Source organism: Curtobacterium sp. VKM Ac-2889 (genome assembly GCF_015350855.1).
Taxonomy (GTDB): domain Bacteria; phylum Actinomycetota; class Actinomycetes; order Actinomycetales; family Microbacteriaceae; genus Curtobacterium; species Curtobacterium poinsettiae.
In genome coordinates this window covers 916,484-940,853 of sequence record NZ_JADKSC010000002.1, presented here as the reverse complement: position 1 = coordinate 940,853, position 24,370 = coordinate 916,484, and the positions used below count along the sequence as shown (strand labels likewise).

The following is a 24,370-nucleotide window of genomic DNA, read 5'->3' as shown; positions in this document are numbered from 1 at the left end:
ATCAGCGAAGACGCCGCCGGCCTGCTGAACAAGACCTTCGGCACCGACGCCGTCAAGCGCGGCCTCCTCGTCGGCACGGCCACCATCACCGCACAGATCAAGTAACACCCCCGCACCACGATCGGCCCGGACCACGCAGCAGCGCGGTCCGGGCCGATTCGCGTCGTGGGAACCACAGCGCAGCGGGCCCGCGCCAGGCAGAACCGGGCGTACCCGGCGGAACCGGGCGTACCTGGCACAACCGGGCGTACCTGGCTGGATCGGGCGTACCTGGTGGGTTCTTTCGACCAGGTACGCCGGTTCTTGCGAACCAACGCGCGCGCGATGGGAAAGAACGGGCGGACACGACGGACGGGAGGCCCAGTGCCAGCTGGCACCGGGCCTCCCGTCCGTCATGTGCGGACGCCGGATCGGCGGCCGCCGTCGTCACGGGCTGGGCGACACCTCACGCGCTCACGCTCGCGAGAACTGTCGCTCAGCGCGAAAGCCCGGCGACGGCCCGCGCCGCCGCGCCACGGCACCGCTCAGCGGCGGCGCCACCACCGCCGCGGCTTCGCGTCGGCCAGCGCCTGCTCCGCAGCCCGAGCGGCCGCCGCCATGCGCAGCTCGCGGCGCTCCCGCCAGGCGAGCACCTCGGCTTCGACGTCGCGCATCGGCGTGACCACCGGCGGCCCGCCGAGCAGCTGTCGCCGGGCCTCCTTCACCCGTGCGTTGAAGTCCACCAGGACGTCGCGCACATCGGTCTCGAGCGACAGGGCGTCGAGGGCGTCGTCGAGTTCGGCGTCCTCCGTCCGGAGCGCCAGGGCCGGTGGCGCGATGCCCCGGATGTCCTCGCGCTCGATCTTCGACTTGATCCACCAGTCGGGATCGTGTTGGCCGTCGATCCCGGGCAGCGGTTTGCCGTGGTAGGGGTTGCCCTCGAAGACTCCTCGGCGTTCGGCTTCGGCGATCTGCGCCCGCGCGTGGGCCGCGACGTCGGCGGCCTTGAGCAGCCGGCGTTCCTCGCGCTCCGACCGCACCTCGTCGGGGTCGAGTGACCCCCGCTCGATCTCCTGGTCGACGAGCTGCTGGTACCGGTAGCGCGCGGCCCGGCGGAGGCGGTCCATGCGTGCATCGACGTCGTTCATCGTCAGACCATGATGCCCCGCGCCCCCGACGGTTCGTCCAGCCCCGTCAGGACTTCTCTGAGACTTCTTCGATGGTCAGCGCCGCCTGGATGAGCGCCAGGTGCGACAGGCCCTGGGGGATGTTCCCCATGAAGTCCCCGTCGACGGCACTGAGCATCTCGCTGAACAGACCGACGTCGTTCGCCTGCGCCACCATGTCGTCCATCAGGTGCTTCGCGTCGTCGACGCGTCCGACGCAGGCCATCGCCGCAGCGAGCCAGAACGAGCACGCCACGAAGGGCGATTCCTCGTCCTGGATGCCGGAGTACCGGTACACGAGCGGGCCGTGCTGCAGCTGTTCCTCGATGGCCCGGATCGTGGACTCCATGCGGGGCCCACGGTCGAACGCCGACATCGCGTGCAGCAGGATCGAGCAGTCGAGTGCGTCGGTACCCGGGTACATGACGTAGTGGCCGAGCTCCTCGTTCCACCCGTTCTCGGCGACCCAGTCCTCGATGAGCTCGCGGTTCTCGATCCACTTGTCACGGGGGCCGTCGATCATCCCCGCGTCGTGCAGCTCGACCGCGGCGTCGAGCGCCTGCCAGCAGCCGATCTTGCTCGTCGTGTAGTGCTGCGTCTCCTGCAGCTCCCACATGCCCGAGTCTGCTTCCGGCCACCGGTGGCAGGCGTCGTCGGCCAGCCCCTGCAGCACCGACGCGGTCTTGCGGTCGAGCACGTTGCCGGCGCGGACGTACTGGCGCATGATCTCGAACACGTCGCCCCAGACGCCGAGCTGCAGCTGGTCGCCCGCCCGGTTGCCGATCGTGACCGGCCCGATGCCGTTCCAGCCGGGGACGTCGCGTTCCTCGACCGAGTCGCTCTTGGACCCGTCGAGTGCGTAGAAGATCGGCATCGTCTCGTCGTGCTCGGCGATCGTGCGCATCACCCACGAGACGGCCGCGTGGGTCTCCTCGCGCAGCCCGAAGCGGGTGAGTGCGTGCACCGTGTACGCCAGGTCGCGCACCCAGGCGAACCGGTAGTCCCAGTTCTTCCCGCCGGTGCGGTCCTCGGGCAGGCTCGTCGTCGGTGCCGCGGCGATCGCACCGGTGGGGGAGAAGATCAGGAGCTTCAGGGCGAGGGCGCTGCGCTGGACGGCATCCGACCACGGCCCGTCGTAGCTGAACTCCTTCGACCAGGTCGCCCAGTTCTCGATCGTGCGGTCGACCCCCTCGAGCGTGCGCTCCGGCTCGGGCAGGAAGATCGGTTCGTCGTACGTGCCGACGATCGTCAGGATCGACTTCGAGCCCTCGGTCGTCGAGAACCGGCCGGAGAACCGGGGTCCGTCGTCGTGAACGGGTTCGAAGCCCTGCTCGACGATCGCGATGGTGACGCCGTCGATCCCGATGACGGTGCCGTTCGCGGTGTCGAGGCGTCGGGGTTCCGCGGTGTTCAGGATCGTGCCGGGCACGACGGCCCACTCCATCTCGACGGAGCCCTGGACCCCCTGGACGCAGCGGCCGATCTCGGCCCACGGCAGACGTCCGGCGACACCGGTGACCATGGCGTCGGTCACGGTGGCGGTGCCGGACGGGGTGGTCCACGTCGTCACGAGCACGTTCGTCCCCGGCAGGTAGGCCCGGGACACCTCCGCCTGGTCGTCGACGGGTCGCAGGGCGACGTGTCCGCCGTGCTCGGCGTCGACGATGCTCGCGAACACCGGCGGCGAGTCCATCGACGGGATCGGCAGCCAGTCGATCCGGCCGTCGAGCGCGATGAGGGCGACGGTCCGCCCGTCACCGATCGCGCCGTAGGAGCGGAGCGGCACGTACCCGTTCGTCCGTTCCTCGTTCTCGGTCGCGTCGGGGGTGTCTCGCGTGCGCTCGGTCATGCGTCCAGCCTGCCCCGGCCCCGGCGGCGACCATCAGGCGGACGTACCCCTCGTGGAGAACGCGCGACGCGCCTCCCGCCTGTGGAGAACCGCCGGAGCACCACCGGCGCGCAGCCGACACGCCCACATGACTTGCGCACCCCGGGCGTGTCGCACTACCGTCGTCCTCCTGCCGATCAGGCAGACCGCCCGCCCCGGGCACACCGGAAGGACCGCGCATGCGCGCCGTGCAGCACAACGAGGAACGCGTCGAGCTCCAGCTCGCCGCGGCCGCCGTGCTGCCCGAGCAGCAGCGGTCCCTCCGCTATCCCGCGTAGGCACGCGACGTCCCACGACGCCTCGTGCCCACCCGGCCCGGGGCGTTCGTCAGCACCGCTTCCTTCCGTCCGCCACGTCCGGCGACGACCAGGAGGCCCGGCGTGCGACCGTCTCGGACCGTCACCTCGACCGTCACGAAAGCGAGACGACACCATGAAGAAGATCAACGACCGATTGCTCAGCTGGGCCTCGATGCTCGAGGACAACACCGAGCAGCAGGCCCGCACGACCGCGCGCATGCCGTTCGTGTTCCCGCACCTGGCCCTCATGCCCGGCGCACACCTGGGCCTCGGGGCCACCGTCGGGTCCGTCATCCCGACCCTCGGCGCGATCATGCCGGCGGCCGTCGGCGTGGACATCGGCTGCGGCATGATCGCGGTCCGCACGCAGTTCACCGCGAGCGACCTGCCGGCCGACCTGCAGGGTCTGCGCGAGCAGATCGAGCGCGCGATCCCGCTGTCGGCCGGTGCGTCGAACCGGAAGATCGTGGCGACCGCCGCACCGCGGATCGCGGAGCTCGAGGCGATGGCCGAGACCGCCGGGTTCGACCCCGACGGCGTGCACGGCGGCTGGCGCAACCAGCTCGGCACGCTCGGCTCCGGCAACCACTTCATCGAGGTCTCCCTCGACGAGCAGGACCGGGTCTGGCTCTTCCTGCACTCCGGGTCGCGGGGTGTCGGCAACAAGATCGCGCAGCGCCACATCAGGGTCGCCAAGAAGGCCATGGAGCGCTGGTGGATCCAGCTGGCGGACCCCGACCTGGCCTACCTGGTCGAGGGCACGCCGGAGTTCGACCGGTACATCGCCGAGCTGCGGTGGGCCCAGCACTTCGCCCTGCTCAACCGCGAGGAGATGATGGACCGCGTCGTCCGGCAGCTGTCCGAGGCCGTCGGCACGCCCGTCGACGAGCGCGAGCGGATCAACTGCCACCACAACTTCACGCAGCGTGAGACGCACTGGGGCAAGTCCGTGTGGGTCTCGCGCAAGGGTGCGATCCAGGCGAAGGCCGGTCAGCCGGGTCTGATCCCCGGGTCGATGGGCACGGCGTCGTACGTGGTCGAGGGGCTCGGCAACAAGCCGTCGCTCGAGTCGTCCCCGCACGGCGCCGGGCGGCTGTTCTCGCGGAGCGCTGCCCGGCGGACCTTCACCCACGAGCAGCTGCGCGAGGCGATGGTCGGCATCGAGTACCGGGACACCGACGCGTTCCTCGACGAGATCCCGGCCGCGTACAAGCCGATCGACCAGGTGATGGCGGACGCCGAGGACCTCGTGTCGATCCGGCACACCCTGCGCCAGGTCGTCAACGTGAAGGGCGACTGAGACGCGCCCACCGACGGACGGGAGGCCCGTGGCGGCACCGCCACGGGCCTCCCGTCCGCCACGTGGCGGACCGCACGGCCCGGCGCGCCCCGGACAGGACGGCGCGCGTCGGGCACGCTTGTCCGTGATGAGCGACACGGCGGAGCACGCAGCGAAGGAGACCGGACGACAGGTCCGGCGAGCGGCCGACAGCCGTTGGTTCGAGGTCACGGCACGCGCCGGGTTCGTCGGCAGTGGCATCGTCCACCTGCTGATCGGGTACCTGGCGATCCTGCTCGGCATCGGGAACGCGTCCTCGGGCGGTGAGACCGACCAGTCCGGTGCGCTGCAGCAGATCGCCGCCGTGCCCGGTGGGGTGTTCCTGCTCTGGCTGATCGCCGTCGGCACCGCCGCACTCACCGTGCGTCTGGTCGTCGAGGCGATCGTCGGCGGACGGTCCGACACGACCCGCGGCTGGCTCGCCCGGCTGAAGGACGTGGCGAAGGCCGTGGTCTACGGCGTGATCGCGTACTCGTCGGCCTCGTACGCGCTCGGCGCCGGGTCGAGCTCGAGCAGCTCGTCGCAGAGCGCCGCGGCGAAGACCCTCGCGACGCCGGGCGGGGTGTTCGTGCTGGTGCTGGCCGGGGCGATCGCGGTCGCGGTCGGCATCGGCCTCGTGGTGATCGGCTGCCGTCGGTCGTTCCGGAAGCAGATCACGCGACCGTCGGGCCAACTCGACCGCGTGGTCACCGTCCTCGGCGTCGTCGGGTACGTCGGCAAGGGCATCGCCGTGGTGATCGTGGGCGTGCTCATCGCCGTCGCGGGGCTGCAGAGCGACCCCGACCAGGCCACCGGCCTCGACGCCGCGTTCGACGCCGTCCGGAGCATGCCCGGCGGGGTGTTCGTCCTCGTCGCGATCGGCATCGGGTTCCTGGCGTTCGGCGTCTACAGCTTCTTCCGCGCGCGCTTCGCCCGCCTCTGACCCGCTTCCGCGCCTGAGCGAGCGCGGACCCGCCCAGCGGTAGACGGGGTCGATGAGCACGAACGTCACCCCCGGCCCCGCGACCGTCTTCGCCGACGCCCGAGCGGTCCTCGCCGAGAGCATCGTCTGGGACCCGTCCGCGCAGCTTCTCCGGTGGACCGACATCACCCTCGGCACCCTCAACACCGCCGGCGCCGACGGCACCGTCCGGTCGAGCGTGCCGCTGCCGCCCCCGCTGGCGAGCTTCCAGCCCCGCGCCTCCGGCGGGTTCGTCGCGGCCCTCGGCGACGCCGTCGTCGTGACGGACGAGCAGGGGGCCGTGGAGCGTGAGATCGCCCGCGTCACGCACAGCACCTCGGGCAACCGGTTCAACGAGGGCAAGTGCGACCCGTTCGGCCGGTTCCTGGTCGGCAGCATGAACGTGACCACCGGCGAACCCGACGCCGCGCTCTACTCGGTCGAGGCCGACGGCACCGTCCGGCTGCTCCGCGGCGGCTTCGGCGTGACGAACGGCATGGAGTGGTCGGAGGACGGCAGCACCATGTACGTCACCGACACCAGCGCCTCGACGGTCTTCCGGGGGTCGTACGGCCCGGACGGCGAGCTCGGCGAACTCGAGCCGTTCATCGTCGGCCACGCGCACGACGGCCTGGTCCGCGACGACGAGGGCTGCTTCTGGAGCGCGATCTACGGCGGTTCCCGCGTCGAGCGCTACGGTCCCGACGGCTCGCACCTGGAGACGGTGGAGCTCCCCGTCGCCAACCCGACGTCGGTGGCGTTCGGCGGCCCGGACATGTCGACGCTGTTCATCGGCACGGCCCGCGAGAACCTCACCGAGCAGGACCTGGAGCAGGCGCCGCCCTCCGGCGCCGTCTTCGCGGTGCCGACCACGGTGCACGGCTTCCCCGCGAACACCTTCAGCGGCTGACCATGTCGTCGCCGCCCGGGCGGACGGCGGCCGGGTATCCTGGGCGACCGCCCGACCGGAGGAGACCCACGTGGACGACGAACGCCAGGCACCCCGTCCGGACCCGGCCGGGGAACTCGCCCAGGCCGAGGACGCCGACGTCACGGTGCAGGTCGACCGGGTCGCACTCGACGGCACCTACGTCCGGGTGAGTTCGATCGGTGAGCCGGGCGAGCGGGCGTTCGTGCTCGTCGCGGGTCTCGGCATCGCGTCGACCTACTACGAGCGGCTCGCGCCGCACCTCAACGAGAACGGACCGGTGCACGCGCTCGACCTGCCGGGCTTCGCGGGCGTCCCGCGGTTCCGTGGGACGGTCTCGATCGAGCGGTACGCCGACGCGGTCGAGCGGGTCATCGACGACCTCGGGCTCGAGGACCCGGTGCTCATGGGGCACTCGATGGGCACCCAGGTCGTCACCGAGGTCGCCGCTCGCCGTCCCGATCTCTCCGACCTCGTGCTCATCAGCCCCGTGGTCGACTCGTCGGCGCGCACGGTGCGGCAGTCGGCGTTCCGGTTCCTGCGGTCGACGCTGCACGAGCCAGCCGCGGTCCGCTGGCACGGCATCACGGCGTACGCGCTGTGCGGCTGGCACTGGTTCCGCAAGGTCCTGCCGCGCATGATCGCGTTCCCGATCGAGGAGCGTGCCGCGCACGTGCAGGCCCGCACCCTGATCGTCCGCGGCGAGCACGACGCGATGGTGCCGCGCGACTGGGTCCGCCGGCTGGCGCGCGTGTTCCCGTACGCGGTCCTGCGCGAGGTCGTCGACGGTGCGCACTCGGTGATGCACGCGCAGGCCGACGCGGTCGCGCGGCTCGCGGTGGCGCACGTCGACCACCGGATCCCCGACCGCGGCGTGTCCTCGCTGCAGCGGGTGCGTGACGACTCGACGGCGTCGGACCTGGCCCGGCTCAGCCCGGGGGACGCCTGGTTGCTGGTCAAGTCGCGGTTCATCGAGCTGTTCGGGATGGCCCGGAACGACGACGAGACGCTCGAGGCCGCCAAGTCCGCGCACGCCGTCGCGATGGCGGACGGCGACGACCTGCCGGTCGACCCGGCGGACCGCCGGGCGGTCGTCGACGAGGTCGCGCCGGAGTCGAAGTAGCCAGCACCGTCGAAGCAGCCAGCCCCGTCGAGGCGGCGGGCGCCGCGGTGTGCGGGTGACCGCCTGGAGGCCCGGTGCCGGTCCGACGGACCGGCACCGGGCCACCAGGGCGTCGCGACCACCGCGACGGGCGAGCGATCAGGCCGTGATGCGGCCCGGCAGCATGTCGGGCGTCAGCGAGTTCGCCTCGGCGAGCACCTTGCGGGCCTCGTCGGTCTTGTCCCACACGTTCCAGAGCAGCACACCCCGGACCGTGTCGTCGTCGTCCAGGTAGTAGACGACGCCGGTCACGGTGGGGTCCTGCCAGTCCTCGACCGTGCGGAGCTTCGCGCTGACCTGCCCCACGGCCTCGTACCCCATGTCGAAGACGTCGGAGTAGAACATCGGCGTGTGGTCGTAGGTCTCGTCGGCGTCGGCCAGGTTGCGGCCGGCCTGTCGACCCTGCTGCTGGGCGTTGTCGACGTGCTCCACCCGGCGTGTGCCGAGGATCCGGTCCGGGTACTCGGCGACGTCACCGGCAGCGAACACGGAGTCGTCGTCGGTGAGCAGCGTCGAGGACACCACGATGCCGTCGCGGACGGTGAGTCCGGCGTCGGCGGCGAGCTGCGTCGCGGGCTCGATGCCGAGCCCGGCGACGACCGCGTCGGCCTCGACCACGGAACCGTCGTCGAGCGTCAGTCGCACACCGTCGGCCGTCTCGGCGCCCTCGGACACCCGGCGGCCGGTGCGGAGCTCGACGCCGTGGTCGACGAAGCGCTGCTGGAACGCCCGTGCCAGGTCGTCGGGGAACATCCGTCCGCCGACGATCTCGTCCGGGTCGACCAGCGTGACGCGTGCGCCGTTCTGCACGATGCCCGCGGTGATCTCCTGCCCGATGTAGCCGCCACCGACGACGGCGACGTGCGCTCCGGCGTCGGCGAGCTCGCGCAGGCGGCGGTAGTCCGACGCGCTGCGGTAGTCGAGCACGCGTGCCGACGGGGACAGCCCCGGCAGCCCGCGGGGCTTCCCACCGGTCGCGAGCAGGAGCCGCTCGTAGCCATGGGTCGCACCGTCGGCCGTCGTGACGGTCTTCGCAGCACGGTCGATTGCCGTCACCGCGGTGCCCAGGACGAACTGCGCCCCGGTCTCCTCGGTGTGCAGGTCGACCTTGTCGTCCCAGCTGAAGTCCGGGTCGGTCCAGAGCTTCTTCGAGAGCGCGGGCCGGGCGTAGGGGCGGTCGACGTCCTCGCTGAGGATCCCGATCGACCCGTCGGTGTCGAGCTCGCGGATGCCGCGGGCGGCCGCGTCGGCGACCATCCCGCCGCCGACGATGAGGTAGCGGAAGTCGGTCATGACGCCTCCTGGTTGTGCTGTGGTGCCACGATCAGATCGTCGCGACCGAGCCGGAGTCGACCCGGTAGTTGGCGCCGTTCACGAAGCTGGCCAGGTCGGAGCACAGGAAGGCCACGACGTTGGCGACCTCTTCCGGCTCACCGCGCCGCTTGAGCTCCATGTACGGCCGCTCCTCGTCGAGGAAGCTGCCGATGGCCTCGTCGAACGATGTGCCGCGCTGCTTGGCCCGCTTGTCCATCATCGCGTCGGTCATCGGCGTGTGGATGAACGCTGGCGAGACCGTGTTCACCAGCAGGCCCTCGGAGGCGTAGGAGCGCGAGAGCCCCTTGGCGAACGAGAGCACCCCGGCCTTGGCAGCGCAGTAGGGCAGTTCGTCGTCGTACGGTTGCGAGGCGTCCTCGGACACCAGGTAGACGATGCGTCCCCAGCCGCCCTGTCGCAGGTCGCCGATGAACTCGCGGGTGATCCGCACCGGCCCCATCAGGTCGATGTCGATCGTCTCCGCCCAGCCGGCCTCGTCGATCTCGTGGAACATGCCCTGGGCGCCGGTGACGCCCGAGGACTGCACCAGGATGTCGATCTCGCCGACGGCGTCACGCACCTTGTCGTGCAGGGCGGCGAGGCTCTCGGCGCTCCGGACGTCGGCGGCGAACGCGTGCAGCTTGCCGAGGGGAGCCTCGAGCTGGTCCGCACTGGTGTCGAGACGGCTCTGGTCGATGTCGGTGACGACCACGGTCGCACCCTCTGCCAGCAGGATGCGCGCCGTGTTCCAGCCGATGCCGGAGTCACCGCCGAAGACGAGTGCGGTCTTGCCCTGGATACCGAGGTCCACCCGGGCCCCTACGCGTGCGCCGACGCGTCGGCGACGGCGGGCGTGGTGGCGGACGCCAGCGGGGTGCTGGGCGCGCGGTTCTCGGCGGAGACCATCCAGGCGAGCTGCTCGAGGCGCTCGATGAAGCCGTGGAGCAGGTCCGCGGTCGTCGGGTCTTCCTCGTCGACCTCGTCGTGGACATCGCGCATGGTGCCGGTCGCCTGGTACAGCCGGAGCGTGACCTGGTCGATGGCGTCGTGCGTGGTGATCTCGCCCGAGGGGAACGCGTCGAGGTGGCTGCCCGCGGAGACGGTCGCCGAGCGGCCGTCCGGCACGAGGTACAGCGCGCGCATGCGCTCGGCGGTGTCGTCGGCGAACTCGCGAGCGGCGTCGACGATCTCGTCGAGCTGCAGGTGGAGGTCGCGGAAGTTGGTGCCCAGGATGTTCCAGTGGGCCTGCTTGCCCTGCAGGTGCAGGTCGATGAGGTCCACGAGGACCGCCTGGAGGTTCTTGGCCATCTTGTCCGAAGCGTGCATGGTTGTGGCTCCTTTCGCGTCGGTGTGACCGTTCCGGTCTACGCGGTGCCGCAGTGCACGTTCTCAGTGCGCTCGGAGGCAGCGTCCCCCGACGACAGTCGGAGGCCTCGGCGCGACGGTGCTCAGTGCGACGGCGCGGGGTCGACCTGGTCGACCGCCTGGCGCATCTGCTCCAGGAAACCGGCGACGACCCGGGCCTCGGACGCGGGGAGTCCCTCGGCGATCGACATCATCCGGCGGTGCATCACGCCGAGCGTGGCGCGGACCTCGTCGTCGGTCTCGGTCGTCGGCGTGATGACGAGGGCCCGGCGGTCGGTGGGGTGCGGATCGCGGCGGACGTGGTTCGACTTCACCAGGCGGTCGATCAGGATCGTCGTCGACGCGGACGAGATCTTGAGGTACGCCGCGAGGTCCTTGGGGCTCACGGACGTGCCGGAGCGCTGCGCCTGCAGCAGGAACCGTACGGCGAGCAGGTCGGTCTCACCCATGCCCATCGAGTCACGGGTCCGGCGGCGCATGGCGGTCTCGGCGGACCGGTACCGGCGCAGGGCGTTCAGCACGGCGACCCCGCGCTGGGTCGCGTCGTCGTCCGGGAACCAGTACCCGGACGCCTCGGTGATCTCCTGCGTCGACATGGCGTTCAGGGTAACCCGTCTCGTATCTCGGTCGTCTAGCGGACTCCCGGGTTCCGCCACGACCGGTGCGTCCGCACCGTCCGATGCGTTCGCAACGACCGTTGCGTCCGCACCGGACGGACAGGAGGCCCGTGGCGGGATCGCCACGGGCCTCCTGTCCGGTGGTTCGTCGCGTTACGCGGCTGCGGACTCGTCCGTGCCGGCCGCGGCCTCGGCGAGCGCGGTGAGCGCGCCCTGCACGAGCGTCGTGACCTCGGCGTCCTCGCGCGGGTGGGTCTCGGCGAAACGGACGACCGACTGCGGGATGGCGACCTTGACGTCCTCCAGGACCTTCGCGCCGGCGATGCCGGCGACCTTGCGGGCGTCGTCGTGGGCCCAGACGCCGCCGTACTGGCCGAACGCCGAACCGATGGCGGCGAGCGGCTTGCCGGACAGCGGCGAGGCGCCGAACGGACGCGATGCCCAGTCGAGGGCGTTCTTCAGCACGGCGGGGATGGTGCCGTTGTACTCGGGGGTGACGAGCAGGACGGCGTCCGAGGCGGCGATCGCGTCGCGGAAGGCGACTGCCGGGGCGGGCGGGGTGTCACCGTCGATGTCCTCGTTGTAGAACGGCAGGTCGACGATGCCGTCGAAGGTGTGCAGCTCGATGCCCTCCGGCGCGTGGTGCGCGGCGGCCTCGGCGAGCTTGCGGTTGATGGAGTCGGCGCGCAGGCTGCCGACGAGGACGAGGACGTTCGTCATGGAGCTCCTTCTGTTGCGGGATGCTGTTGCTGGACGGAAAGGTGTCAGCAACAACCAATGCGATCGTAGGGGGCGCTATTCCCGGTCCGCTGAGTACGGTGGCGTCGTGACCACGCTTCGGACCCCGGCCAGCACGCCACGAACCACCGACCCGACCTGGTGGCGCGACGCCGTCGTGTACCAGGTCTACCCACGCAGCTTCGCCGACACGGACGGCGACGGACTCGGTGACGTCGCGGGCATCACGAGCCGGGTGCCGTACCTGGCATCGCTCGGCGTCGACGCGCTGTGGCTCTCCCCGTTCTTCCCGTCGCCCCTGGCCGACGGGGGCTACGACGTCGCCGACTACCGGGCCGTCGACCCGAAGCTCGGGTCCCTCGAGGACCTCGACGCGCTGCTCCGGGCCGCCCACGAGCACGACCTGAAGGTCATCGTCGACATCGTCCCGAACCACACCTCGGACCAGCACGAGTGGTTCCGGGCCGCGTTGGCGTCCGCGCCGGGGTCGCCCGAGCGGGCGCGGTACGTGTTCCGCGAAGGGTCCGGTACCTCCGGCGAACTGCCGCCGAGCGACTGGGTGTCGAACTTCGGCGGCAGCGCCTGGACCCGGGTGCCCGACGGGCAGTGGTACCTGCACCTGTTCGCCCCCGAGCAGCCGGACCTGGACTGGTCGAACCCCGAGGTCCGTGCCGACTTCGAGGACACCCTGCGCTTCTGGTCGGACCGCGGTGTCGACGGGTTCCGCGTGGACGTCGCGCACGGGCTGGCGAAGGACCTGTCGACCCCGTACCGGCCGTCGGACGAGCAGGACCTGCCGCTCGACGGCTCCGACCCGCTGTACGACCGTGACGAGGTGCACGAGATCTTCGCCACCTGGCGTCGGGTGCTCGACGAGTACGACCCGCCCCGCGCGGCCGTCGCCGAGGCCTGGGCCCCGGCACCGCGCCGCGTCCTGTACGCCCGGCCGACCGAGCTCGGGCAGGCCTTCAACTTCGACCTGCTCGAGGCCCCGTTCGAGCCCGATGCGTTCCGTCGGATCATCGAGCGGAACCTGGCCGCCTCGGAGCAGTCCGGCGCCTCGAGCACCTGGGTGCTCTCGAACCACGACGTCGTGCGGCACCCCACCCGCTACGGCCTGCCGGACGGCACGGACACCGATGCCTGGCTCATGACCGACGGCACGACGCCGGAGCTCGACCGCGCACGGGGGCTCCGCCGGGCACGAGCGGCCACCATGCTGATGCTCGCGCTGCCCGGGTCGTCGTACGTCTACCAGGGCGAGGAGCTCGGGTTGCACGAGGCCGCGGCGATCCCGCGCGACCTGCTGCAGGACCCGAAGTGGCTCCGCACCGGGCACACCGTGAAGGGCCGCGACGGCTGCCGGGTGCCGATCCCGTGGACGCGTTCCGGGCCGTCGTTCGGCTTCGGGGACGCCGCGCCGCACCTGCCGCAGCCGCAGGACTTCGGGGAGTCCTCGGTCGAGGCCGAGGACGGCGACCCCGAGTCCACCCTGTCGCTGTACCGCGAGGCGCTCGCCGCCCGCCGTCGCCTGCAGCAGGGGGAGGCCCTGACGTGGCTGGAGTCCGGCTCCGAGGTCGTCGCGTTCGCACGGAACGACGGGTGGCGGTCGGTGACGAACTTCGGCACGGCCCCGGTGCCCCTGCCCGACGGCACGGTCGTCGCCGCGTCCGGGCCGCTCGACGGGGTCGCGCCGGGACTGCTGCCGGGTGAGACGACGGTGTGGCTGGCCTGAGCGGTCCGGTTGCGCCGTTCTTCCTCCACAGCCCGGAGGCCCGTGGGGGCGTTCCACAGATCATCCCGCCGCCGCCCGGGGGTGACGTCCCGGTCGCGAGCATCGGGGCATGACAGATCCCAGTGCTCCTGCTCCAGCTCCTGCCCCTGATCGGCGGTCGCGCCGGTCGTTCCGGTCGCTCCGCTCGCGGGTCGTCCGCCGTGTCGCCGCGGCCTGCGCCACGGTGACCGCGCTCGGCGTGCTCGCGGCGCCCGCCGTCCTGCCGTCCGGGTCGAGCGCCGCGGCTCTCGACTTCCCGTACGTCAACCAGTTCTCCAGCGCGTCCGGCGGCGCCCTGCACGGTGACGCCGCGGTGTCCGGCGGGCGGCTGCGGCTCACCGACGACGTCCTGAACCAGGCGGGAGCGTGGTCGACCAACGACACGTTCCCGTCCGACACCGGACTCGAGATCGAGTTCACCTACGCGATGTACACCGCGAAGGACGACCCCGGGGCCGACGGCCTGCTGCTGTACCTGGCCGACGGTGCCGCAGCACAGGGCGTCGGGTCCTTCGGTGCCGGCCTCGGGTACGCCTGCCGCAAGGAAGCGACCGAGGGCGGCGGGCGGCAGTGTGACCTGCCCGGCGTGCCCGGGGGCTTCGCAGCCGTCGCGATCGACCACTACGGCAACTTCTCGTCGCGCATCAACGGCTCCGGTCCGGGAGCGCAGCCCGACCACGTGGTGGTCCGCGGCTCGGGCAACGGGACAGAGGGGTACCGGTACGTCGCCGGTGCGACCGCTCCCGGTGGCACGGTGACCTCCGGCTCGACGCCCCGCACGGTCCGCATCACCCTGCTGCCCGACGACGACGGCGGGCTCTCCGTCACGGTCCGGCTGCAGGCCGGCTCGACCATGCGCACCGTCCTCGACTCGGTGCCGCTGCACGGCGACGGCCAGGCTCCGTTGCCCAGCACGCTGCGCCTGGGGTTCGCGGGGGCCACGGGCAGCCACGTCGACAAGCACGAGGTCGACGCGCTCCGGGTCTGGAAGCCGGCCGACCTGTCCGTCGAGCACGACCTGCCCACGACCGTGACGGCCGGTGAGTCGCTCCGCTACACCGTGACGGCGCGCAACCCCGGCCCGAACGCCGCCGACCCGAGCCCACTGCAGGTCGACGTGCCCGACGGCGTCGAGGACGTCACCTGGACCTGCACCGCCGCCGAGGGTTCCGCCTGCGCAACCGGGTCGGGCACCGGGGACGTCGCGACCGACCTGTCCCTGCCCCGAGGGGGTTCGGCCGTCGTCACGGTCGAGGGCCGGGTGGCCGAGGGCACGTCCGGAACACTGGAGAGCGTGGCGACGATCGCCCCGCCGACCTCGTTGTCCGACACGAACGAGGCCGACAACACCTCGCGAGCGAGCACGACGGCGACGGCACCGGTCGTCGCGGCACACGTCGAGACCGACAAGTCGGTGTCGCCGTCGACCGTCCAGCCCGGCGACGAGGTCGAGTACCTCGTCACCGCCCGGAACCGGGGCCCGTCGGTGGCGCAGCAGGTCGGTGCGGTCGACGACCTGCCCGAGGCGATGCGGTTCGTGGGCTCCGACGACGGGTGCACCGCCGAGGGCCAGCGGGTGACCTGCAGCTCCGACGTGTCGCTGGACGTGGGCGAGACCCTGGACTTCCGGATCCGTGCCGCGCTCGATCCCGCGTACCGGGGCGACGGCTCCGACGTCGTGAACGTGGCCACCGCGACGTCGCCGACCGACCCGGACGGTGGTGACCCGTCCACCGGCGTCGCGATCGTCGTCGGCCCGGACGACGAGGCGCCGGAGCCGAGCCCTTCGCCCACCACCGGTCCGGTGCCGACGACCGGCCCCGCCACGGACGACGGGGACGGTGACGCCGGTGGTGACGGCCCCGCGCCGGACGGTCGCGACGACGGGGACAGCGGCGCCGGTGACCCCGCGGCCGGTCGTGGTCCGGGTGCCCCCGTCGGAGCCCTCGCCTACACGGGCGCCGAAGGACTCGGCCTCGCCGCGGCGCTCGCCGCAGTGGCCGCCGCGGTGGGCTCCGTGTGCTGGTGGCTCGCCCGACGTCGTGTCCGGCTGGGCGCCCCGGACGACGACCCGCAGCAGCCCTGACACCACGGGGACGGCACCGCAGGACGGTGTCGTCCCCGTGCAGGGGGGTGTGGACGTCCACAGGGGGTCGAGTCCGCTCCGGTCGGGCGTTCACCACACCGGCGGTAGGATCGGATCCACGATCCGCATGCCCGAAAGAGGTCTCGTGTCCGACACCGTGGACGACGCCACCACCGTGGAAGAAGCGACCCAGCGCGCGCGGTACTGGCCGATCCCGATCCTCCGAGCGGTCCCCGCTGCGATCGTCGCGATGGTGATCACCTTCTCGACCAACCACGCCGCGGGCTACGGCCTGCTGCTCTTCGGCGGCTTCGCCCTGGTCGAGGGCCTCGTGCTCCTGTTCGCCGGGATCTCCCGACTGCCCCTCGACGGTCGTTCGCGTCGCACGACCCTGCTGCAGGCCGTCATCACCCTGCTCGCCGCCGTCGCCGCGATCGCGTGCAACGGCTTCGGGCTGCCGGCCTTCATCACGGTCATCGTCGCGTTCGCGGTGCTGACCGGAGCCCTCGAGCTGTCGCAGGGGCTCCGGGCCCGGCGGCGTTCGCCCTTCGCCCGCGACTGGACCACGATCGGCGGCCTCACGCTGCTGCTCGCGGTCGCCTTCCTCGTCACCCCGCCGGACTACTCCCAGCAGCTCGGTGGCGTGGAGAAGGTCACCGGCACCCTCGACGCCTCGATCGTGCTCGTCGGCCTGCTCGGCGCGTACCTCGCCATCACGGCCGTCTTCCACGTGATCGCCGGCCTCTCGCACAAGTGGGGCACGGCCACGCCGGCCGTCGCCCCGGACGGAGCACCACACGCATGACCACCCCCAGCCGACGTGACCGTCTGCGCCCGGTCGAGCTCCTCGGGATCTCCGCGATCATCGCGGTGTTCACCGGGCTCGTCGTGCTGTTCTCGACGCGGGAACTGCAGCTGGCCGTGATCTTCCTCGGCGTCGCGTTCATCGTGGTGGTCGTCGTGCTCGCGATGCTGCAGCTCGCCTCGTCGAGTGACCAGGACGACAACGACATGCTCGGCGGACACAAGACGCCGGCCGAGGGCGACGGCGACGACTTCCACTGAGTCCCGCCGCTGACGGCTGACGGCTGACCCCCAGTCCTGGGCGGACACGCCCGAGGTCACGAATCCGGAACGGTCCTGTCAGGATCGCCTGTCCTGCCGACACCTCTGAGTGAAGGGGGTGGGATGTGGATGTGACGACCGGCACCGACACGGACGAAGGACTCGTCCGTGCGATGGCACAGGGAGACACCGGCGCGCTCGCCCGGGCGTTCGACCGGTACGCCGCCACCCTCACCCGCTACGCGTGGGCGCTGGTCGACGACCGGTCCGACGTCGAGGAGATCGTGCAGGACGCGTTCCTGACGCTCTGGCAGCGCGCCGCGACCCTCGAGCTGCCGGCGGACACGGTGCTGCCGTGGCTGCTCGTCGTGTGCCGCAACCACGCCTTCAACACCGGGCGCAAGCAGGCCCGGCGCCGCACGGACGAGCTCCCGGAGCACCTCGCCTCGCCCGCCGACCACGACGAGGCCCGCGAGACCCTGCGCTGGGTCCGCGCCGAGATCGCCGCGCTCCCGGACCTCGACCGCCGCATCTGCGAGCTCTGCCTGCTCGAGGGGCACTCGTACGCCGAGGCCGCCGAACTCCTCGGACTCACGGTCGGCGCGGTCACCCAGCGGGTGTCCCGCAACCGTCGACGACTCAAGAAGGTGGTGATGCACGATGAACACTGAGCCTCCGCAGGGAGACGACCTGCAGCGCATGCTCGTCTCGATGAAGCAGAACGTCCTCGAACGTGCCACCCCGCTCCCGAAGCGTCGTCGTGGCCGGTCCGGGATAGTCATCGGTGTCGTCGCGCTGCTCGCCGTCGGCACCGCCACCGGCGCCGTCGCCCTGACCCTGTCGCAGCAGAACGCCGACCCGGTCGCCGCTCCCACCCAGACCCGGCAGCCCGAGCCTGCGCCGTCCTCCACGACGCCGAGCTCCGCCCCGATCACGGGTGCCCCGGTGCCGAAGCCCACCCCGACGTCGACACCGACCCCCGTCGCGGCGACGATCCCCACGGACTGTCGCGCGCTCGTCCCCGCCGAGGACTACGACCGCTTCTTCGGTGACACCCCGCTGACGCAGGCCGACCCACCGTCGGGTACCGATCGAGTGCCGGATGGTCAGGACCCGGAGGGCACCCAGTCGAAGGTCTCCTGCTCGTGGCGTGACCCGCGCGCGGACGTGTCCGGGATCGAGGTCCGGGCCGGGACCGCCACCGAGGCGACCATCCAGCGGGAGATCGAGGAGTTCCCCGCGTACGACGGCGGCGGGACCTGCACGGAGCGTGACGGCGGAACCTTCTGCCAGTCCCGCGGGATCGTCGAGCCGTACGGCGTCGAGAAGGCCTACACGTACTTCGCCCGCGGTGACACCTGGATCACCATCGAACAGACCAACGTCCCGACCGACGGGCTCCTGCCCGCCCTCATCGCGACGTTCTGGGGGGACTGACGGCCCGGAGGCACGTGGCGGACCCGACCCGTGCCTCCAGTCCGTCGGTGGTCAGATCGTGAGCAGGAACGGTCGCCTCGCGCACCGCGACGCGACCGTTCCTGCTCACGAAGCACACCGAGCGCGCCCAGCGTCACCCCACCCGCGCCGCCACGATGTCGCGCGCCAGCGTCCGGACCGCGCGGCTCGGCTCCGGGGACGTCCGGACCGCCAGGCCGATGCGGAGCGGGTCGACCTCGTCCTCCAGGTCGAGCACCGCCCCGTCGTACCGCACGCCCGAGTCCGGCACGACCCCGACGCCGAGCCCGGCCGAGGTGAACCGGATCACGGCGGGCATGTCGTTCATCTCCGCGACGATGCGCCGACGGATGCCGAGTCGCTCGAGTGCTCCGTCGAGGATGATCCGGTTGCCGAACCCGTGTGCCGTGTCGACGAAGGGCTCGTCGGCGAGTTCGGCCAGCGACACCGACGACCGGCCGGCGAGCGGGTGGTCCGACGCGGTGAACACCCGGAACGGCATCTCCCGCAACGGCTCCACGACGACGCCGGCGGGCACGGTGGGCAGGCCCGTGTAGGCGATGTCGAGCCGCCCGGCGACCAGGTCCTGCACGAGCCCGGTCGTCCCCGACGGCGAGGTCATCAGTTCGACGGCGACGAGCGGGTGCTGGCGTCGGAACCGCTGCAGGACGCCCGTCAGGTCGACGATGTCCATGCTCGTGAAGATGCCCAGCCGCACCCGTCCTCGCAGGTCGGCGTCGTCGGCGGTGGCCAGGTCGCGCATCCGGTCCAGGGACTCGAGCACCGCACGGGCGTGGGGGAGCAGGTCCTCGCCGGCGGGTGTCAGGACGAGCTGTCGGCCGGTGCGGTCGAACAGCCGCACGCCGAAGCTGCGCTCGAGCGAGGCGATGCCCGCGGACACCGTTGACTGCGCGGCCCAGAGCCGTTCGGCGGCGCGGGTGACACTGCCCTCGGCGGCGACGGTGACGAACTGTTCGAGCAGCCGGGTCTCCATCGTCTGAGTATCGAGCAGATCGATCACTGACATCAAGGGCATCCGTTGGACTCGATGCACCGCGCACGCGATCATCAGAGCATGTCAACCGTCACCGAGACCCCGACGGGTACCGTCCCCGCCACCAGGGCCGCGCCCGCATCGGCGAGCGACCGCGTCGTCGCGCCGCGCGGACGCCGTGTCCACACCCGTCGGCGTCACGGCTTCGGCTTCTGGGTCGTCGCGTTCGCGTTCCTCACGGTGATGGCCTTCGCGACCGTCCCCGCGCCGCTCTACGTCATCTACCAGGCCCGCGACGGGTTCCCGACGTTCACCACGACGGTGATCTTCGCCGCGTACGGGGTGGGGGTCGTCGGGTCGCTGTACCTGGCGGGGCACCTCAGTGACGTGCACGGGCGGCGGCCACTCATCCTGGTGTCGATCGCGCTCGAGCTCGTCGCCGCCGTGCTGTTCCTGCTCTGGAACGACGTCACCGGCCTCATCGTCGCCCGGCTCGTGACCGGCCTCGGCGTCGGGACGCTGACGGCGACCGCGACGGCGCACCTCGGTGAACTCCGGGTCCGGGCGACCGGGTCGAGCGACTCCGCGAAGGGTGCGAGCGTCGCCGCTGGGGCCGTGAACCTCGGTGGGCTGTCGCTCGGCGCCCTGGTCGGTGGAGCCCTCGCCGAGTTCGTCGGGCAGCCGCTCATGGTCCCCTACGTGGTGTTCGTCATCGCGCTGGCGGTCGCGTTCGTGCTGGTGCTCGCCGCACCGGAGACGGTCGACCGCCCCGAGCAGCCCGTGGCCTACCGACCGCAGCGCATGCAGGCTCCCGAGGGGCAGGGTGCCGCGTTCTGGGCCGCCGGGGCAGCCGCCTTCGCCGCACTCGCCGTGCAGGGGCTCTTCACCTCGGTCGCGCCGAGCTTCCTCGGTACCACCTTCCACGTCACCGACCGCCTAGCCGCCGGCGCCACGACCTTCGGGGTCTTCGCCGCGAGCGCGTTGTCGCAGATCGTCTTCGCCCGACTGTCGCAGCGGGCGCAGATCCGGCTCGGCATGGTGCTGCTGGTCGTCGGGCTGGTCGTCCTGGCCGTCGCCGCGGTGCTGCTGCAGGTCGCCGGGTTCATCGGCGGCGGGGTCGTCGCGGGTGCCGGCGTCGGCCTGCTGTTCCGTGCCGCGATCGGCAGTGCCGCAGCACTCGTCGGACCGGAGCGTCGGGGTGGCGTGCTCGCAGCCACGTTCCTCATCGCGTACGCCGGGCTCACCGTGCCGGTCGTGGCCGTCGGGGCAGCGCTGCTGGTGATCCCGACGCTGCCCGTCCTGATCGGGTACGTGGTGCTCGTCGCCGTCCTGGCCGTCGTCGCCGGCACCCGGCTGGCCGCGCGCGCCTGACGGCGGGCGGGCTTGGCGTCCGCCTCCCGCACCCGGAACCGGGTTCCGTCCTCCGTGAGCCGGCCTGGAGGCGCGACCCACCTCCGGCATACTGGGCGCGTGTCCCAGAACCGCAACCGTCCCGTGATCACGGGGATCGCGGCCGTGGTGGCCGCGGGTCTCCTCGCCGGCGGGCTGTTCCTGACGGCACGGCAGGGCGCGGACGACCCGACCATCGACGTCGGCTCGGCCGCGCGGACGCCGAGCGACGCGTCGACCGCCACCGGCGACGGCACCGTCACGATCACCCGCACGGGGCCGGACCTGCCCGGGTCCGCCGCCCTGGCGCGGTGCGACAGCACCACCCAGGCCGCGGTCGCGCAGTACGAGACCCAGGCCCTGGGCCGCGTCACCCTGCAGTGCGGCACCGCGGCCCAGGGGTACGAGCACATCCGGGTGCGCCACACCGCTGACTGGCGCGACGTCGTCACCGGGCACGGCTCGCGCGACTGGGACGACGCCATGCTCACGGCGGTGCAGACCGCGCTCGAGGACCCCCGCCCCGGGTTCCCGCTCGACGCCGGCGACGGCAAGGTCTGCTACGCCGCACCCGTCCGGTTCGACGACGGTTCGCGCCCCGACGACGAGCCCTGGGTGAAGGTGATCGTCTCGGCCACCACCGACCGGGTGATCACGGCGTACCCCACGCGCACCGACGACTGCTGACCCGGCACCCGCGGACACCCGTTCTGCGACAGACCACGCGTCGATCACCTGGTGGATCGTCGCGGAACCGGGGCGCTGACGCCCGCACGCCCGAGCGCGGGACCCTACGCGTGCACCTCGTACTCGTGCCGCCGGTGCGACACCGGCTCCAACTGGAAGGTCGAGTGCTCCACCGGCACGTCGAAGTGCTCCGCCACACACCGCTGCAGCTCGTCGAGGATCGCGGGGGCGTGCGCCGTCGAGAAGCAATGGTCGTCCACGACCACGTGCGCGGTCAGGTTCGGTACCCCGGTCGCCACGAGCGTCGCGTGCAGGTCGTGCACCGCGATGACGTGGTCGAGCTCGAGGATGTGGCCGCGCACGTCGTCGAGGTCGAGCCCCGGCGGCGTCGACTCGAGCAGCACGTTCGCGGTCTCACGCAGCAGCCGGATCGCCCGCGGCAGGATGAGCAGACCGATCAGGATCGCGGCGACGGAGTCCGCACGCTCCCACCCGGTCAGCATGAGCACGATCGCCGCGATGATGACGGCGACCGACCCGAGTGTGTCGTTGAGGACCTCGAGCCGGGCGGCCCGCGAGGTGAACCCCTCGCCCGATGCCCGCAGCAGCACCGCGTAGGCCACCAGGTTGCCGACGAGGCCGACGATGCCGAACACGAGCAGCGGCCCGGAGTGGATCTCCTCCGGCACGACGAGCCGCTGGGCCGCCGAGATGATCACGTAGACCCCGACGGCGAGCAGGATGGCGGCCTGTGCGGTGGCCCCGAGGACCTCGGCCCGCTGGAAGCCCCAGGTGCGCTGCGCGGTCGGCGACCGGCGGGCGAGCCGCGTCGCGACGAGCCCGATGCCGAGTCCGCCGGTGTCGACGACCATGTGCCCGGCGTCGACGAGCAGCGCGAGCGAACCGGTGACCACGGCGCCGACGACCTCGGCCAGCAGGATGCCCGCCGAGATGCAGAACGCGATGAGCAGGGCGCGCTCCGAGGCGTGCCCGACGCCGTGCCCGTGGTCGTGTCCCATGTGCGACATCGTAGGGATCCGCACCGACGACATGCCAGGATCGAACCGTGAGCCGGTCGCGCTGCGCCTGGTCCCCACGCGTGTGACGCTCGTGGAACGATTCGATGACGAAGCCGACCTGCAGCGCGTGTCCCTGGTGCTCGCGGCACCGGTGGTCGGCACGCTGTACCGGTACGAGGGGGCGTTCCGGTACGAGATCGCGCCGGACACAGAACGGGGATGAGATGAGCGACCAGAAGGGCCGCGTCGTGATCGCGGGAGCGAGCGGCTTCGTGGGGCAGTACCTGCGGGACGCCTTCACGGAAGAGGGCTACCAGGTCGTCACGATCGGGCGGACCGGCGACGCCGTGTGGGGCAACACCATGCGCATCCGGGAACTCGTCGACGGCGCCGCCATCGTCGTGAACATGGCGGGCAAGAGCGTCAACTGCCGGTACGGCCGACGCAACCGCGCCGAGATCATGCGCTCGCGGGTGGACACCACGCTCGAGCTCGCCGAGGCCATCCGGACGTCCGAGCACCCGACGCCGCTGTGGTTGAACGCCTCGACCGCGACGATCTACCGGCACGCCGACGACCGCCCGCAGGACGAAGCGACGGGGGAGATCGGCGAGGGGTTCTCGGTCTCGGTGGCGCGCGCGTGGGAGGACGCCTTCTTCGGCGCCGACCTGCCCGGCACCCGTCGTGTGGCACTCCGGATGGCGATCGTGTTCGGCGACGGCAGCGCCCTGCTGCCGCTCCTCCGGCTCGCCCAGGCCGGCCTCGGTGGGCCGCAGTACGACGGGCCGTGGGTGCCGACCCGATCCCGGCTCCGCGCCGGCACCTACCACCACCACCGGCCCACCCACGGTCGGCAGCGGTTCAGCTGGGTGCACATCGCCGACGTCCTCGGGTCGATCCGGTTCCTCCGCGACCACCCGGAGATCGAGGGGCCGGTGAACGTGTCGAGCCCGAACCCGTCCGACAACCGAACCGTCATGGCGACCATCCGCGACGCCGTCGGGCGCCGGTTCGGGGTGCCGACGTTCCGGTGGATGCTCGAGCTCGGGTCGTTCGTGATCCGCACCGAGACCGAACTCGTGCTGAAGAGCCGGTGGGTGGTGCCGACCCGGCTGACCGAGGCCGGCTACGAGTTCCGCTACCCGCACCTGCGTGGGGCGCTCGCCGGGATCATCGCGGAGCGTCGCCAGCACCGGGGCTGAGCACCGGAACCGGGACCCCGTCGATCGGGGCCGGGGCCGGTGCCGGGGCCGGTGCCGGGGCCGCGGCTGGCGCCGGGTACGCTCCCGGCCGTGGCCCGCGGGCCGGGCGCGACGACCACAGCACGGCGGCCACGACGACCGCGCCGGCGAGCACCTCGACCAGGTCGGGCACCTCGCCGAAGGCCGCCCACGACGCGAGCACCCCGACCACCGGCACGAGCATCGAGAACGGTGCGACCGTGCTCGACGGGTAGGCCGCTAGCAGCCGTGACCAGATGCCGTAGCCCACCAGGGTGGCGACGACCACGATGTACAACAGGCCCAGGTCGGCGGGCAGCGCGGCCGCCGTGAACGCCGAACCGAGTGCGGTGCCGATGCGGTCCGGCCCCTCGACCACGAGCGACAGCACAACCATCGGGACCGGTGGCACGACGGACCACCACAGGGTCAGGTGCAGCGGGTTCGCGGCTCCCGCTCGTCGGGTCGCGACGTTGCCGATCGCCCACCCGAGCGCACCGCACAGTGCGAGCACGACCGGCAGCAGCGCGGCGGTCTGCGAGCGGTGCAGGGCGATCGCGGCGAGGGCGGCCACGGCGACGGTGACCCCGACGACCTGCCGTCCGGTCAGCCGCTCGCGCAGGAACACCCCGGCCAGCACCACCGTGAACGGCGCGGAGGCCTGCAGCACCAGCGAGGCGAGCCCCGACGGCATGCCGGACGCCATGCTGAGGTACAGGAACGAGAACTGCAGCACCCCGAGCCCCAGGCCGACGAGCAGCAGCCGCCCGAACGGGATCCGGGGCCGCGGCACGAACAGCAGCGTCGGGACCGCCAGGATCGCGAACCGCAGCGCTGCGAGCAGGAACGGCGGGAAGTGCTCGAGCGCGAGTGCCGTCGCGGGGAAGTTCAGTCCCCAGACCACGGCGACGACGACGGCGAGGAGACGGTCTCGGGCGGTCATGCT

The 24,370-nt window shown here is 72.0% G+C and carries 24 protein-coding genes; 14 read left to right on the top strand and 10 right to left on the bottom strand.

Annotated elements, in window-relative coordinates:
• Positions 1–524: 524 nt before the first annotated feature.
• Positions 525–1,127: a DUF1992 domain-containing protein gene (locus ITJ50_RS10245; protein WP_017886505.1), complete on the bottom strand. Its 603-nt coding sequence runs from the start codon at positions 1,125–1,127 to the stop codon at positions 525–527.
• Positions 1,128–1,173: 46 nt separating this feature from the next.
• Complete coding sequence (locus ITJ50_RS10240; RefSeq protein ID WP_017886504.1) at positions 1,174–2,994, bottom strand: glycoside hydrolase family 15 protein; 1,821 nt, start codon at positions 2,992–2,994, stop codon at positions 1,174–1,176.
• Positions 2,995–3,465: 471 nt separating this feature from the next.
• Here ITJ50_RS10240 and ITJ50_RS10235 point away from each other — a divergent pair, with 471 nt between their 5' ends.
• The 4 genes from ITJ50_RS10235 (at position 3,466) to ITJ50_RS10220 (ending at position 7,662) form a co-directional block, all read left to right on the top strand.
• Entirely contained in the window at positions 3,466–4,632 is a 1,167-nt protein-coding gene (locus ITJ50_RS10235) for an RtcB family protein (protein ID WP_194590419.1), read from the top strand.
• 127 nt (positions 4,633–4,759) lie between these two features.
• Positions 4,760–5,593 (top strand): DUF1206 domain-containing protein, encoded by an 834-nt coding sequence (locus ITJ50_RS10230; RefSeq protein WP_017886500.1) that lies wholly within the window; start codon positions 4,760–4,762, stop codon positions 5,591–5,593.
• Positions 5,594–5,645: 52 nt separating this feature from the next.
• A complete protein-coding gene (locus ITJ50_RS10225) occupies positions 5,646–6,521 on the top strand; it encodes an SMP-30/gluconolactonase/LRE family protein (RefSeq protein WP_194590418.1) in 876 nt (291 codons plus the stop codon).
• Between the two features lie 70 nt (positions 6,522–6,591).
• Positions 6,592–7,662, top strand: a complete 1,071-nt coding sequence (locus ITJ50_RS10220; protein ID WP_194590417.1) for an alpha/beta fold hydrolase — start codon at positions 6,592–6,594, stop codon at positions 7,660–7,662.
• 138 nt (positions 7,663–7,800) lie between these two features.
• On the opposite strand, the gene ITJ50_RS10215 is transcribed toward ITJ50_RS10220, so the two are convergent.
• From ITJ50_RS10215 to ITJ50_RS10195, 5 genes are all read right to left on the bottom strand, one after another.
• Complete coding sequence (locus ITJ50_RS10215) at positions 7,801–8,994, bottom strand: NAD(P)/FAD-dependent oxidoreductase (RefSeq protein ID WP_017886497.1); 1,194 nt, start codon at positions 8,992–8,994, stop codon at positions 7,801–7,803.
• A 31-nt stretch (positions 8,995–9,025) separates the two neighbouring features.
• Positions 9,026–9,826, bottom strand: a complete 801-nt coding sequence (locus tag ITJ50_RS10210; protein ID WP_017886496.1) for an SDR family NAD(P)-dependent oxidoreductase — start codon at positions 9,824–9,826, stop codon at positions 9,026–9,028.
• An 8-nt stretch (positions 9,827–9,834) separates the two neighbouring features.
• Positions 9,835–10,341, bottom strand: a complete 507-nt coding sequence (locus ITJ50_RS10205) for a Dps family protein (RefSeq protein WP_017886495.1) — start codon at positions 10,339–10,341, stop codon at positions 9,835–9,837.
• A gap of 122 nt (positions 10,342–10,463) precedes the next feature.
• Positions 10,464–10,976: a MarR family winged helix-turn-helix transcriptional regulator gene (locus ITJ50_RS10200; RefSeq protein ID WP_017886494.1), complete on the bottom strand. Its 513-nt coding sequence runs from the start codon at positions 10,974–10,976 to the stop codon at positions 10,464–10,466.
• Between the two features lie 174 nt (positions 10,977–11,150).
• Complete coding sequence (locus ITJ50_RS10195; protein ID WP_017886493.1) at positions 11,151–11,717, bottom strand: NADPH-dependent FMN reductase; 567 nt, start codon at positions 11,715–11,717, stop codon at positions 11,151–11,153.
• 106 nt (positions 11,718–11,823) lie between these two features.
• Between ITJ50_RS10195 and ITJ50_RS10190 the strand changes: the two genes are divergently transcribed.
• The 6 genes from ITJ50_RS10190 to ITJ50_RS10165 all read left to right on the top strand — a co-directional run bounded on the left by ITJ50_RS10190 (position 11,824) and on the right by ITJ50_RS10165 (position 18,097).
• Complete coding sequence (locus tag ITJ50_RS10190; RefSeq protein ID WP_017886492.1) at positions 11,824–13,470, top strand: glycoside hydrolase family 13 protein; 1,647 nt, start codon at positions 11,824–11,826, stop codon at positions 13,468–13,470.
• A 109-nt stretch (positions 13,471–13,579) separates the two neighbouring features.
• A complete protein-coding gene (locus ITJ50_RS10185; protein WP_139179715.1) occupies positions 13,580–15,595 on the top strand; it encodes a lectin-like domain-containing protein in 2,016 nt (671 codons plus the stop codon).
• 145 nt (positions 15,596–15,740) lie between these two features.
• A complete protein-coding gene (locus ITJ50_RS10180) occupies positions 15,741–16,400 on the top strand; it encodes a DUF308 domain-containing protein (RefSeq protein WP_017886490.1) in 660 nt (219 codons plus the stop codon).
• The gene (locus ITJ50_RS10175; RefSeq protein WP_017886489.1) at positions 16,397–16,660 is read left to right on the top strand and encodes a hypothetical protein; all 264 of its coding nucleotides are present in this window, start codon (positions 16,397–16,399) and stop codon (positions 16,658–16,660) included. The genes ITJ50_RS10180 and ITJ50_RS10175 overlap by 4 nt, the downstream gene beginning before the upstream one ends.
• Positions 16,661–16,791: 131 nt before the next feature.
• Positions 16,792–17,331 carry an RNA polymerase sigma factor gene (locus tag ITJ50_RS10170; RefSeq protein WP_017886488.1) on the top strand — a complete coding sequence of 180 codons (540 nt, stop codon included), beginning with the start codon at positions 16,792–16,794 and terminating at the stop codon, positions 17,329–17,331.
• On the top strand, positions 17,321–18,097 hold the full coding sequence (locus tag ITJ50_RS10165) for a hypothetical protein (protein ID WP_139179716.1): 777 nt from the start codon (positions 17,321–17,323) through the stop codon (positions 18,095–18,097). Before ITJ50_RS10170 ends, ITJ50_RS10165 begins: the two co-directional genes overlap by 11 nt.
• Positions 18,098–18,230: 133 nt before the next feature.
• On the opposite strand, the gene ITJ50_RS10160 is transcribed toward ITJ50_RS10165, so the two are convergent.
• Positions 18,231–19,142 carry a LysR family transcriptional regulator gene (locus tag ITJ50_RS10160; RefSeq protein ID WP_194590416.1) on the bottom strand — a complete coding sequence of 304 codons (912 nt, stop codon included), beginning with the start codon at positions 19,140–19,142 and terminating at the stop codon, positions 18,231–18,233.
• A gap of 48 nt (positions 19,143–19,190) precedes the next feature.
• Here ITJ50_RS10160 and ITJ50_RS10155 point away from each other — a divergent pair, with 48 nt between their 5' ends.
• Together ITJ50_RS10155 and ITJ50_RS10150 are read left to right on the top strand one after the other, a co-directional pair.
• Complete coding sequence (locus ITJ50_RS10155; protein ID WP_194590415.1) at positions 19,191–20,480, top strand: MFS transporter; 1,290 nt, start codon at positions 19,191–19,193, stop codon at positions 20,478–20,480.
• A gap of 99 nt (positions 20,481–20,579) precedes the next feature.
• Positions 20,580–21,185, top strand: coding sequence for a hypothetical protein (locus ITJ50_RS10150; RefSeq protein WP_140448232.1), 606 nt, complete (start codon positions 20,580–20,582; stop codon positions 21,183–21,185).
• A 104-nt stretch (positions 21,186–21,289) separates the two neighbouring features.
• Here the strand turns inward: ITJ50_RS10150 and ITJ50_RS10145 are convergent, their stop codons facing one another.
• Positions 21,290–22,204 carry a cation diffusion facilitator family transporter gene (locus tag ITJ50_RS10145; RefSeq protein ID WP_017886484.1) on the bottom strand — a complete coding sequence of 305 codons (915 nt, stop codon included), beginning with the start codon at positions 22,202–22,204 and terminating at the stop codon, positions 21,290–21,292.
• Between ITJ50_RS10145 and ITJ50_RS10140 the strand changes: the two genes are divergently transcribed.
• A complete protein-coding gene (locus ITJ50_RS10140; protein WP_017886483.1) occupies positions 22,203–22,427 on the top strand; it encodes a hypothetical protein in 225 nt (74 codons plus the stop codon). The two genes, ITJ50_RS10145 and ITJ50_RS10140, sit on opposite strands and share 2 nt — an antisense overlap.
• A gap of 1 nt (position 22,428) precedes the next feature.
• The gene (locus tag ITJ50_RS10135; protein ID WP_017886482.1) at positions 22,429–23,406 is read left to right on the top strand and encodes an epimerase; all 978 of its coding nucleotides are present in this window, start codon (positions 22,429–22,431) and stop codon (positions 23,404–23,406) included.
• On the opposite strand, the gene ITJ50_RS10130 is transcribed toward ITJ50_RS10135, so the two are convergent.
• Positions 23,375–24,367 carry an EamA family transporter gene (locus ITJ50_RS10130; RefSeq protein ID WP_042538351.1) on the bottom strand — a complete coding sequence of 331 codons (993 nt, stop codon included), beginning with the start codon at positions 24,365–24,367 and terminating at the stop codon, positions 23,375–23,377. The genes ITJ50_RS10135 and ITJ50_RS10130 overlap by 32 nt on opposite strands.
• Positions 24,368–24,370: the final 3 nt, after the last annotated feature.